Consider the following 11,220-nt stretch of genomic DNA (forward strand, 5'->3'; position numbering starts at 1 on the left):
CCAACTCCAGGAGACACCCGTGTTCGCAATGCGCCCGGCCACTGCCGCCGACGCCCCGGCCGTGGAAAGTGTGATCCTTGCCCGTTCGGCATGGCTGGAGGAACGCGGGTTGCCGAGTTGGCGCGACAGCGCAGCCGAACTCGCGCGGCAGGCGGAGAACCCCGACGGAGACGTGTGGGTCCTTGCCGAGGACGGCGGGAGGGTCATCGGGTGCACCACCGTGCAGGAGCACACCCCGCCGTGGGGTTGGACCGAGGAGGAGTTGAGCGAGCCGGCGCACTACTTGTACTCCTCGGTCACCGATCCGGCATGTCAGGAGACGAAGCCAGGAACGGCCATGGCGCTGTGGGCGGTGGACCGGGCCGCTCAGGAGGGGAAGGCGTGGGTGCGTCGTGGATGTCACTTCCCCGGGCTGGTCGCGTACTACAAGACGCAGGGGTTCGTCCTGCTGCACGAGGTGCGGCGTACGCACAACATGGTCTATCTGATGGGACGCCGGGCCGAAAGGGTCGTCGACCTGAGGGAGAGGTTTCGGGCGTTGCACAGCTCTTGAGCCTGGCGCGCCGGTCGTGCTACTCCGGTCCGAAGGCGCTGCGCAGTCGGCTGGTTTCCTCATGGCCCGAGATTGGCCGCGCGTTCGCCGCAGGTCGTAGCACGGTCTACAGCTGGAGGTCGCGCCAGTACCAAGTGCCCGACCTGCCGCCGAGATCGGCCGGGGCGGCCGGGCCGATCGGGACGAATCCGGCCTTGGTCAACACCCTCCGGGATGCGGCATTGTCGTGGGAGGTGGCCGCCCGCAGTGTGCGCAGTCCGTGCCGTGCCGCCGCCAACCGGCACAGCTCCCGGACGGACGCGGTTGCCACGCCGCGGCCGGCGACGTGCTGCGCGACCCGGTAGCCGAGTTCGGCAGTGCCGTCCTCGCAGCCGTACAGGTTGAACCGGCCCAGGACCGAGCCGTCCTTGGCGACGAGTACGTAGAAGGCACCGATGCCGGCCTCTTGGTCGGCCAGCAAGGCGCTGTGCCGTTCGGCGAACCGGTCGAAGAACTCGTCCCCGCGGTCGGAGATCGAGGCGGCGAAGTAGGCGCGGTTCGCCAGCTCGAAGGCCAGGACCGCCGGGGCATGGCCGGTATGCAACTGCTCCAGCTCGGGCACCGCCGATCCGCCGGGCACGGCCTAACGCACGTCCTCCCACGTCACCACCGGGCTCCCGGCCCGCAGCGCATAGTCCATCGCCGCGTCCCGCACCGGCCACTTCAGCCGCAGCCAGCACGGGATCGTCGCCGGGATCCCGTCGTCCCCGGCGAGGTGCCAGAACGTGTTCGAGTCCTGCCGCGCGAAGTACGGGCAGAAGAACGACACGACCAGCGTCACCCGCCGCCCCCGTGTCACGGGGGTCACCGCGTGGAAGATGCGGCTCCCGTGCAGGAACAGGGTCGCGCCGCGGTCCCCGCAGTCCGCCTCGTGGATCCTGGGGTCGCCCTCCCGCGCGCCGTCGAACTCGTCCGTGCGGCCACGGAAGTAGCTGAAGCGGCCGCCCTCGTAGTCCTCGTAGCCGTTCAGCTGGATCGTGAAGACGTAGTCCATGCCGTCGCGGTGCCACCGCACGATGTCGGGACGGGCGCCGGGGCCCCGGCCCTCGAAGTAGTTGATCTGGGCGGTCGGGATGCGCAGGGGGTGCGGGATCAGCGGGACACCCACCAGGCGGGAGCACGTCAGCAGGAACGTCCGGTCGCGGATCATGTTGTTGATGAACGCCGACATCAGGTCGGCGCTGCGCACCCGGCGCGTGGCGATGAACCGGCTGGCGCCCGCGGCGCCCTCCAGCCGGTCGCACACCTCGGTGAGGCAGGAGAGGCCCTCCGGCGTCAGGATCTGTACGGGGCCGACGAGCGCGGTGTCGTCCAGCCGGCCCTGGCCGCGGCCGAGTTCGTGGGACGCGTAGCCGAACTCCTGGAGCCGCACCCGTGGTCCCCGGAGGGCCGTGGCCACGAACTCGCTGCGCCAGCGCGGTTCGCCGGGCAGCTCCGGTGCCCGCCGCGGCGGTCGCGCGCGCACCGCGTGGAGGACCTGGTCGAATCCGGTGGCCGTTCTCGGAAGGTTGAGCGCGCTGCTTCTTCGGTTTCTCGCCCGGGTCATCGACATGGGGGCAGTATGCGACCGGGCTGCGGGGAGTCGACAAGACCCTTGATAAGACTCCGGTCAGTTCCTTTGATGTATTGCGGGTGTGTGAATCTCTCCTTTCATTGAAAGGTTCATTGGTGATTCCATGCCTAAGATCCGCGGAACGTACTCGCACTTCCCGGAATGAGCCCCCGATGAAACTCACCCTGTCCCGCCGCCGTGCCCTCGCGGCCTCCGCAGCCGCCGCCCTCGCCCTGGTGCTGTCGGCCTGCGGGATGTCCGACGAGGCGGGCGGCAACCGGGTACGGATCGGGGTCAGCGGCACGGACCCGGAGTGGGACGTGCTGGCCAAGGAGGCCAAGAAGGAAGGCCTCGACGTGAAGATCGTCCCCTTCGACGACTACCAGCTGCCCAACAAGGCCCTGGCGGACGGCGACATCGACCTGAACGCCTTCCAGCACCTGGCGTTCCTCAGCCAGTTCAACGCGCAGAACCACACCGACATCGTGCCCGTCACCTCCACCTCCGTGGCGCCGATGGGCCTGTACTCCCTCACCTACAAGTCCGTCGACGCGATCCCCGACGGCGCGCGGATCGCGATTCCCAACGACCCGTCCAACCAGGGCCGGGCCCTGCTCGTCCTGCAGCAGGCCAAGCTGATCCGGCTCAAGGACAAGGCCGGCATCTACGGCACGCCCGACGACATCACCGACAACCCCAAGCACGTCAGAATTACGCCGGTTGATGCTCAGCAGACGCCGCGCAGTCTCAAGGACACCGCCGCCTCCGTCATCAACGCCGGAGTCGCCGAGCAGGCGGGCCACCGCACCGACCAGGCGATCTTCCGCGACGAGCCCGGCAGCGCCGCCGCCCGGCCCTACGTCAACGTCATCGCCGCCCGGGCGAAGGACAAGGACGGCGACAAGGTGCAGAAGATCGTCAAGCTCTACCGGTCGGCCGCGGTGCAGGAGGCCGTCAAGAAGTCGGCGGGCGGCGCCCGTTACGTCCTGGACCTCCCGCAGGCCGACCTCCAGCAGGAACTCGACCGGCTCACCGCGCAGGGACGGGGTTGATCACGGTGATCGAACTCCGCAATGTCACCAAGACCTTCCCCGGCGACGGCCGCGACGGCGGCCCCGGCTTCACGGCCGTGGACGACGTCTCCCTGACCGTCGCCCGCGGCAGCGTCTTCGGCATCGTCGGCCACAGCGGCGCCGGCAAGAGCACGCTGCTCCGGCTCGTCAACCACCTCGAAGTGCCCACCGCGGGCAGCGTCCTGGTGGACGGCCAGGACCTCGGCGCCCTCGGCGAGCGGGGGCGGCGCGAGGTGCGCCGCTCCATCGGGATGGTCTTCCAGCAGTTCAACCTCTTCCGTTCCCGCACCGTCCTCGGCAACGTCGCCTACCCGCTCAAGGTCGCCGGCACGCCGCGCGCCGCCGCACGCGAACGGGCCGCGGAGGCCCTGCGATTCGTCGGCCTGGACGGACACGCCCGCCGCTACCCCGAACAGCTCTCCGGCGGCCAGCGCCAGCGCGTCGGCATCGCCCGCGCCCTGGCGACCTCGCCGAAGGTGCTGCTCTGCGACGAGGCCACCTCCGCCCTCGACCCGCAGACGACCCAGGAGGTCCTCGCCCTGCTGCGGCGCGTCAACAGCGAACTCGGCATCACCATCGTCCTGATCACGCACGAGATGGACGTGGTCCGCGCCCTCTGCGACCACGTGGCCGTGATGGCCGACGGCAAGGTCGTGGAGAGCGGCGGCGTCTACGACGTCTTCTCCCGCCCGCAGCACCCCACCACCGAGGCGTTCGTCCGCTCCGCGCTCCACGACCTCCCGGACGCCGCCGCCCTGGACCGGCTGCGCGCCCGGCACGGCGGACGGCTCGTCACCGTGCCCGTCACCCACGACACGGACGGCACGCTGGAGCTCTCCCGGCTGCTGCGCGTGTACGACGTGGACTTCACCGTCGCCCACGCGGGCGTCGGCGAGGTGCAGAACCGCCCGCTCGGCAGCGTGACCCTCGAACTGCGCGGCGCGGAACGGGACATCGACGCCGTCCTCGCCCGTATCGCCGGCCAGGGAACCGATCAGGGAACCGATCAGCGAAAGGCGGTCGCACCGTGAAGGCCGACTGGCACACCTTCTGGCCCAAGGTCGTCGACGCCACCGGCGAGACGGTGTACATGGTGCTCGTCACCCTGGCCCTGTCCGCCGTCCTCGGCATGGCCGTCGGCCTGGCCCTCCACGCCACCCGCAAGGGCGGCGTGCTGCAGAACCGTGTGGTGTTCGCCGTGCTGAACACCCTGATCAACGTCATCCGGCCGGTCCCGTTCATCATCGCCATCGTGGCGCTGTCCCCGGTGACCCGCAGCGTGGTCGGCACGATGATCGGCACCGACGCGGCGGTCTTCCCGATGGTCGTCGTGGCCACCTTCGGCGTCGCCCGGATCGTCGAGAGCAACCTCGTCTCCGTGGAGCCCGGGGTGATCGAGGCGGCCCGCTCAATGGGCGCGGGACCGGTGCGGATCATCCTCACCGTGCTCGTCCCGGAGGCCCTGGGGCCGCTGGTCCTCGGGTTCACCTTCATGCTCGTCGCCCTCATCGACTTCTCGGCCGTGGCCGGGACGGTCGGCGGGGGAGGCGTGGGCAACCTGGCCATGACGTACGGGTACTTGCGCTTCGACACCTCGGTGATGGTCGTCGCCGTGGCCGTGCTCGTCGTCCTGGTCCAACTGGCCCAGCTGCTGGGCAACTTCCTGGCCCGCAAGGTGCTGCGCAGATAGCGGGCATCCGGTACGACGTCAGAAGGGGTTCTCCTCCTCGAAGTACGGGCCGCCCGGCCAGACGTACGGGACCCGGGTGAGGGCCTCCGACGTCTCCCACAGGGCGCGTGCCCGGGCGGTGTCCCCGGCGGCCGTGGGGAGTTCCACGGGTCCGGGGGCACCGCGGGCCTCGAAGCGCCCGGTGGGTCCGTAGAAACCGCCCGGCGCGATGCCGGGCGCGGTGCCCGCATAGAGGGAGGCCAGCGCGGCCGCCTCGACGGGCTGGCCGACGAACCGTTCCAGCGCGACCCCCGCCAGGCGCTGCACGGGCCGGGACAGGTGCCGCTGCAGGCCCGTCAGACTGGAACCCGGGTGCACGGCCACGCTGACCGGCCCGGCGCCCGCGGCGTCGGCGCGGCGCTGGAGCTCCAGCGCGAACAGCACGTTGGCGAGCTTGGACTTGGCGTACGCGGCCATCGGCCGGTAGTGCCGGGTGCTCTGGAAATCGCTCGGATCGGCCATCGGGCTGCGGGCGATGGCCGCGCTGACGGTGACGACGCGCGCGCCCGGTGCCCGCAGCAGCAGCGGCAGCAGGCGCCCGGTGAGGGCGAAGTGCCCCAGGTGATTGACGCCGACGGTGAGCTCGAAACCGTCCACGGTGGTGCGCCGTTCCGGCACGGCCATCACGCCGGCGTTGTTGACCAGCAGGTTCACCGGACGGCCGGCCCGGCCCAGCAGTTCGGAGAAGGCCTCCACGGAGGACAGGTCCGCCAGGTCGAGCCGTTCGGGACGCACCCGCGCACCCGGCACCTCGGCGGCCGCGCGCCGGGCGGCCTCCCGCACCCTGTCCCCGTCCCGGCCCGCCATGACGACCTCGGCGCCCGCCCGGGCCAGTTCCCGCGCGGTGACGTAGCCGATGCCGCGGTTGGCGCCGGTCACGACGGCCAGCCGGCCCTCCTGGCTCGGCATGTCCTGGGTGGTCCAGCTGTGCATCTGACTCCTCGGCGGCCGGTCGGCGGACCCGGGCGACCGTATTGTGCGCTGCCGGGGCGCCCGTCACCGTGCAGGCGCGCCCGCCGCCACCTGCTCGGCGACCTGCTCGGCCACGTGCCGGGCCTGCCGGGCCACGTTGCGCAGGTGGTTCGAGAACGGGATGCGGACGTGCGTGCCCACCCCCGCCAGCCACACGCGCTCGGGCTGCGCCTGCGGGTGCCGCCGGACCCGCAGGTCGGCCTCCAGCCGGCCGAGCATCCCGCCGCCGGGCTGCGGCCCGGACAGGTGCAGTGCGCTGCGGTCCCGGTTCCAGTGCAGGGCGGGCAGCTCGAAGCCGGTGGCGTTGACGACGTGCTCGAAGCGCTCCGGTCTCCCGTCCGGCCACTGCACCTCCCAGGCGCCGTCGCGGAAGGCGACGGCCTCGGGATAGGCCGGGGCGATGCGCAGGGCGCCCGCGTCGAACCGGGCCAGCAGGCGATGGGCGTTGACGACCGTCATCGCCGTGGCATAGCGGCCGGTGAAGGGGGCGAAGTGCGCCAGCAGGGCCCGCCGGCGGTGCTCGGGAAGCCTGCCGCCGAGGGCGATGGCCGCCTCGATCACCGGCACCACGAGATCCGGCCAGGCACAGGCGCCCGCCTCGACCAGGGCCGTCTCCTCGCGCAGCCGCTGCACGGGGTCGGCGGTGGTCGAGGTCTGCAGGCGCAGCGGCCGGGGGCCGAGCAGCCGCAGCGCCTCCACTGCGCACCGCATCACCCGGTCCGCGAGGTGCGGGTCCGCGGGGTCGAGCGCGGCGATGCGGCCGAGGGGAGGCAGCGGGCGGCCGGGCGCGGCCAGCGACGGGCGCACGGCGGGCAGTTGCCCCGACGGGGAGGTCAGGGTGACGCGGTGCCCTTCGCGGCACAGCAGCAGGGACGCGTCGACGGCGGACTGGCGCGTGCCGAGGACGAGCACCCGGCCGCCGGGGCGCAGCGCCTCCCGGAGCCGGTGCGCCGGGTAGGGGCTGTCGAGGTAGGCGGGGTGCTCGGTGACGTCCTCGAACGCGCGGGGAACGCGGGGCCGTTGGACGCCGGTGCTGATGATCACGGCGTCGCCCGCCAGCTCCTGCCCGGTGCCGAGACGCACCGGGTGGCCGGTGCCGGCGCCGACGGATTCGGCCGTGGTGCGGTGGTGGCGGACGTCGATCCCGTGGGCGGCGGCCAGCGCGGTGGCCTGGGCGGAGCGCTCGTGGCAGTACTCGGCCATCCGCGCCCGCGGGACGCAGTCCTTGGGCGTGCCCGTCCAGCCGTGGGCGCGGAGGTGGACGACGAAGTCGTCGAGCCGGTCCGCCCGGACGGAGTTGATCTCGGCGGCGCTGTTGCACAGCAGCAGCGGATCGCCGTCCCCGAAGGCGAGCCCCCAGCCGGGCGGGTGCGGGTCCACCAGATGGACGGAGCAGGGGCGGCCGGTGCGCCCGGTGCGGGTGAGGGCGTCGACGAGGTGGACGAGGACGCTCGTGCCGGCGACCCCGGCCCCGACGATCACGATGTTCTGCCCCATGGGTCGCATCCTGCCCGTGCGCGAGGGCGTTCAGGCCTGTGGACCGGCAGGGCGGGCTACTCCTCCTCGGCCAGCCGCGTCAGCAGGTCGAGCGCCTCGATCACCACGGCCTGCTCCCGTGCATCCAGCCGCTCGCCCAGCGCCTGCGCGATCCAGCCCTCCCGCGTGCGCCGCACCTCCGTCAGCTGGCGGCGGCCCTTGTCCGTGAGGGACATGATGGCCTGGCGGCCGTCGGTGGGGTGCGGGGAGCGTTCGACCAGGCCCTCCTCTTCGAGGGCGCCGAGCGTGGCGCCCATCGACTGGGGGCGGACGCGCTCGGCGCGGGCGAGGGCGACCGTGGTGGCGGGGCCATGCCGGTCCAGCCTGCTGAGGACGGCCGCCTGGGACAGCGTCACGCCCTCGCCCTCGGAGGCGGCGCGCAGGCGCCTCATCAACTGTCCCGTCAGGACGCGGAGTTTCGCCGCCGCTTCGGCGAGCTCGGGCGAGACGGCTGCGGCGGGGGACGGCGGCTGCTCGTGGATCACTTGGAAAGGGTACCTTTCGACAGGCTGCGGTCGGCCAGTGTGGCCACCAGCAGCACGGCACCGAGTCCGGTGAGCACGAGGGCGATGGTGTGCAGGCCGTGGGTGCCGGCCCGGTCGCCGTAGAGCAGTCCGATGAGGGCGGCGGAGACGACGGCGCCGGTGTACTGGGCCGTGCGGAAGAAGCCGGCCGCCGTGCCCATCCGGCCCTCGGGCGCCTGGGCGTAGAGCGCGGTCTGGTTGCCCACGGCGTTGAGGCCGTTGGGCAGTCCGAAGACGACGCCGATGGCCGTCAGCAGCAGGACGGGGGTGCCGGGCCCGGTGAAGAACAGGGCCGCGGCGGCCACGGTCATGGCGGCCGTGCCGGTCACCAGCGGTCCGCGCACCCGCCGGCCGCGCGCGCCGAACCACGAACACAGCGCCGCCGTCGCGGACATGGGCAGCATGATCAGGCCCGTGACGGTCGCCGAGTAGCCGGGGACCTCCTCCAGCCACTGCGTGTAGCCGTACAGGATGCAGTAGATGACGAGGAAGGCCGCTCCGCAGCGGGCGTAGGTGCGCAGCAGGGGGCGGTTGGCGGCCAGCATCCGCAGGTCGAGGAACGGCTTGGGGGCCCGGAGTTCCCAGGCGGTGAGGGCGCCCGCCATGGCGAGGGTGAGGACGAGCAGCAGCCAGTCGGGCCGGCGCAGGTGCATCAGGAAGATCATCGCGGGGACCATGACGCCCGTGAACAGCAGGACGCCCAGCGGGTCGAGGGCCTGCCGCACGGGCTCCCGCGGTGCCGTGCGCGGTTCGTCCGCGGGCAGCCACAGCAGGGTGAGGACGAGACCGGCGACGGCCAGCGGGACGTTGACGCCGAAGATCGACCGCCAGCCGGCCAGACCGATGAGCAGGCCGCCGAGCGCGGGCCCGACGGCCGCGCTCACCAGCCCCGCGATGGTCAGCGCGCCGAGGACGCCGCCCGGGGGCTCCCGGTCCAGCCGGGCGGACTGGGCGCGGATCATGGCCATGGCGGCGGGGTAGGCGGCGGAGGTGCCGATGCCGATGAGGACGCGGACGACGATCAGCATGCCGAGCGAGGAGGCGCCGAGCCCGGCCAGGCCGGCCAGCCCGACGAGCACCAGCCCTGCGGCGTAGACCCTGCGCGGCCCCAGGTGGTCGGCGATCCGGCCCATGGCGGGCTGGGCCACCGCGCTGGCCGCGTACAGCCCCGAGACCAGCCAGGCGGTGCCGGCGGTGCCGACGCCGAGATCGCGGCCGATGGGGACCAACGCGGTGGAGATCATCGTCGAGTTGACCGGGTTGAGCATCGAGCCGATCACGACGGGTGCGACGAACCGCGGGCCGAATCCGGTTCTCCGGATGCGTTCGCCGGCGGGGGAGACGGTGGTCAGGGTGCTGGACATCGGGCTTCTTTCGCCGTTCCTGCAGATGACGACAGTCTGCCTGTCATGAAGGAAAACTTGCAAGTCTTCCTTCTTATTCCTGTGGTCATCCCGATGGCCCCTCCCCGGCTGCGCCGCCGCCCGTCACGCCCTGCACTGGGACGGTGACCTGCATACGCACCCGGTCGCGCGGGGTGTCGCGCACCGCCGTGACGGCAATGGCCGTCGCGGGCGCCCTCGTGGCCGGAGGGTGCAGTTCCGACGGCACCCCGGGACGGTCGGAGCCGCGGTCGGCGAGCCCCTCGGGCGCGCCGGCCCGCGCAGCCGGGTCCGGCCTGCCCCCGCTGCCCGCGCACCTCGCCCGGCAGCGCCTCGACTGGGGGGACTGCACCGCCCAGGACGCGGGCCCGGCGGGCTTCACCCTGCGCCCCGACGCCGACTGCACCTGGCTCACCGTGCCCGTCGACTACGCCGCCCCGGCGGGCAGCACCCTCAGAATCCGGGTGGCCCGCGTCCGGGCCCGGGACACGGAACGCCGCCTGGGCGCGCTGGTGTTCAACCCGGGCGGCCCCGGCGAACCCGGCGCCGCCCTCGTCGCCGACGGGGCCTTCGAGGCGACCCCCGACGTGGCCGCCCGCTACGACCTGGTCGCCTTCGACCCGCGCGGCATCGGCCGCTCCGCCCCGCTGCACTGCCCCGAGGGCAACGGCAGCGACCTCATCCCGCGCACCGCGCAGCAGGCGGACGCGGAGTTCCGGGCGGCGTCCGCGCAGGGCCAGGACTGCCGCCGGGTCACCGGCGCCCTGCTGGGCCACATGGACAGCGTCAGCGTCGCCCGCGACATGGACCTGCTGCGCGTCGCCCTCGACGAGCAGCGGCTCAACTACCTCGGCGTCTCCTACGGCACCTTCATCGGCCAGCACTACGCACGGCTCTTCCCCGACCGCGTGGGCCGCTTCGTCCTCGACAGCGTCGTCGACCCCGCCGCCGACCAGACCGCGGTCGCCCGGGGCGACATGAAGGCGCTCGACGCCAGCTTCGCCAGCTACGCGCGCACCTGCGCGGCGAACGCGTGCCCTTTGGGCCGCACCGCCGACGAGATCGTCGCCAGGACCACGCAGTTCGTCCGGGCGCTGGACGCCGCCCCGCTGCCCGGCCCCGACGGCAGCAGGCTCACCACCGGCATCGCCGCGCAGGGCATCCGCGGCCCGCTCTACCAGGCCGAGAAATGGCCGGACCTCACCCTGGCGCTGGCCGACGCCATGGCCGGCAGACCCGGCGCCCTCATCGGCCTGGCGGCCGAGCAGATCCCCGCCGCGGGCGCCCGCAGGGAGGCCGCTCCGCCGGTGGACGTGCCCGCGGACGACCCCACCATGCCCCGCAACGCCGTCGACTGCCTCGACCGCCCGGGGCCGCGCACCGCCTCCCAACTGCTGTCGTATGTCGGCGAGTTCGACAAGGCGTCACCGCTGTTCGGTGCCACTGTGGCCGCGGCCATGTTCCACTGCGCGGCCTGGCCCATCGCCCCGACCGGCCGGGCCGAGCCGCTGACCGCGCCGGGCGCGCCCGCGATGGTCCTCGTCTCCTACGCGGTCGATCCGGCGACGCCGCTGGACAACGCGAAGGCGGTACAGCGGAACCTCGGCGGTTCGGCCCTTGTCGTTCGCGAGGGGACCGGGCACGCGGCCTACGGCGGGGGGTCGGAGTGCACCGACCGTGCCGTCGACGGTTTCCTCGTCGGTGGCACGTTGCCGCCGGTGCGCGTCGATTGCGCCCCGTAGGGGCGCGGGGAACTGCGCGACCAGCCACGACGCGCCCGCAGTCGACGTTCCCGGGGCTGCGCCCCGGACCCCCCGGGTCGGAATAGCCCCCCGCTGTACTACAAAAAACACAAAGCGG

11 protein-coding genes are annotated in these 11,220 nt (G+C 72.9%); 5 read left to right on the forward strand and 6 right to left on the reverse strand.

The features are described from left to right. The first annotated feature begins 28 nt into the window (after nt 1-28). The gene (locus ACWD4B_RS25465) at nt 29-553 is read left to right on the forward strand and encodes a GNAT family N-acetyltransferase (RefSeq protein WP_451422927.1); all 525 of its coding nucleotides are present in this window, start codon (nt 29-31) and stop codon (nt 551-553) included. 106 nt (nt 554-659) lie between these two features. On the opposite strand, the gene ACWD4B_RS25470 is transcribed toward ACWD4B_RS25465, so the two are convergent. Together ACWD4B_RS25470 and ACWD4B_RS25475 are read right to left on the reverse strand one after the other, a co-directional pair. Beyond that, nucleotides 660-1,154 carry a GNAT family N-acetyltransferase gene (locus ACWD4B_RS25470; RefSeq protein WP_451422928.1) on the reverse strand — a complete coding sequence of 165 codons (495 nt, stop codon included), beginning with the start codon at nt 1,152-1,154 and terminating at the stop codon, nt 660-662. A 21-nt stretch (nt 1,155-1,175) separates the two neighbouring features. After that, on the reverse strand, nt 1,176-2,144 hold the full coding sequence (locus tag ACWD4B_RS25475) for a hypothetical protein (protein WP_451422919.1): 969 nt from the start codon (nt 2,142-2,144) through the stop codon (nt 1,176-1,178). A 173-nt stretch (nt 2,145-2,317) separates the two neighbouring features. On the opposite strand from ACWD4B_RS25475, the gene ACWD4B_RS25480 reads away from it, so the two are divergent. Genes ACWD4B_RS25480 through ACWD4B_RS25490 form a run of 3 tightly spaced genes read left to right on the forward strand, consistent with a single transcriptional unit; the run spans nt 2,318 to nt 4,907 of the window. After that, nucleotides 2,318-3,196, forward strand: a complete 879-nt coding sequence (locus tag ACWD4B_RS25480; RefSeq protein WP_451422920.1) for a MetQ/NlpA family ABC transporter substrate-binding protein — start codon at nt 2,318-2,320, stop codon at nt 3,194-3,196. A gap of 5 nt (nt 3,197-3,201) precedes the next feature. Further along, nucleotides 3,202-4,248, forward strand: coding sequence for a methionine ABC transporter ATP-binding protein (locus tag ACWD4B_RS25485; RefSeq protein ID WP_451422929.1), 1,047 nt, complete (start codon nt 3,202-3,204; stop codon nt 4,246-4,248). Continuing rightward, nucleotides 4,245-4,907, forward strand: coding sequence for a methionine ABC transporter permease (locus ACWD4B_RS25490; protein ID WP_451422921.1), 663 nt, complete (start codon nt 4,245-4,247; stop codon nt 4,905-4,907). Before ACWD4B_RS25485 ends, ACWD4B_RS25490 begins: the two co-directional genes overlap by 4 nt. Nucleotides 4,908-4,925: 18 nt before the next feature. Here the strand turns inward: ACWD4B_RS25490 and ACWD4B_RS25495 are convergent, their stop codons facing one another. From ACWD4B_RS25495 to ACWD4B_RS25510, 4 genes are all read right to left on the reverse strand, one after another. Next, a complete protein-coding gene (locus tag ACWD4B_RS25495) occupies nt 4,926-5,879 on the reverse strand; it encodes an oxidoreductase (protein WP_451422922.1) in 954 nt (317 codons plus the stop codon). A gap of 63 nt (nt 5,880-5,942) precedes the next feature. Continuing rightward, nucleotides 5,943-7,415, reverse strand: coding sequence for an FAD/NAD(P)-binding protein (locus ACWD4B_RS25500; protein WP_451422923.1), 1,473 nt, complete (start codon nt 7,413-7,415; stop codon nt 5,943-5,945). A 56-nt stretch (nt 7,416-7,471) separates the two neighbouring features. Beyond that, the gene (locus ACWD4B_RS25505; RefSeq protein WP_336410922.1) at nt 7,472-7,939 is read right to left on the reverse strand and encodes a MarR family transcriptional regulator; all 468 of its coding nucleotides are present in this window, start codon (nt 7,937-7,939) and stop codon (nt 7,472-7,474) included. Then, a complete protein-coding gene (locus tag ACWD4B_RS25510; protein WP_451422924.1) occupies nt 7,936-9,342 on the reverse strand; it encodes an MFS transporter in 1,407 nt (468 codons plus the stop codon). Before ACWD4B_RS25510 ends, ACWD4B_RS25505 begins: the two co-directional genes overlap by 4 nt. 143 nt (nt 9,343-9,485) lie before the next feature. Here ACWD4B_RS25510 and ACWD4B_RS25515 point away from each other — a divergent pair, with 143 nt between their 5' ends. Continuing rightward, on the forward strand, nt 9,486-11,102 hold the full coding sequence (locus tag ACWD4B_RS25515; protein ID WP_451422925.1) for an alpha/beta hydrolase: 1,617 nt from the start codon (nt 9,486-9,488) through the stop codon (nt 11,100-11,102). Nucleotides 11,103-11,220: the final 118 nt, after the last annotated feature.

Source organism: Streptomyces sp. NPDC002536 (assembly GCF_053594995.1).

What these genes read in the sequence shown, in the direction of transcription:
- ACWD4B_RS25500 (WP_451422923.1), bottom strand. Translation starts at nt 7,415, where the DNA reads ATGGGGCAGAACATCGTGATCGTCGGGGCCGGGGTCGCCGGCACGAGC.
- ACWD4B_RS25495 (WP_451422922.1), bottom strand. Translation starts at nt 5,879, where the DNA reads ATGCACAGCTGGACCACCCAGGACATGCCGAGCCAGGAGGGCCGGCTG.
- ACWD4B_RS25465 (WP_451422927.1), top strand. Translation starts at nt 29, where the DNA reads ATGCGCCCGGCCACTGCCGCCGACGCCCCGGCCGTGGAAAGTGTGATC.
- ACWD4B_RS25480 (WP_451422920.1), top strand. Translation starts at nt 2,318, where the DNA reads ATGAAACTCACCCTGTCCCGCCGCCGTGCCCTCGCGGCCTCCGCAGCC.
- ACWD4B_RS25510 (WP_451422924.1), bottom strand. Translation starts at nt 9,342, where the DNA reads ATGTCCAGCACCCTGACCACCGTCTCCCCCGCCGGCGAACGCATCCGG.
- ACWD4B_RS25475 (WP_451422919.1), bottom strand. Translation starts at nt 2,144, where the DNA reads ATGTCGATGACCCGGGCGAGAAACCGAAGAAGCAGCGCGCTCAACCTT.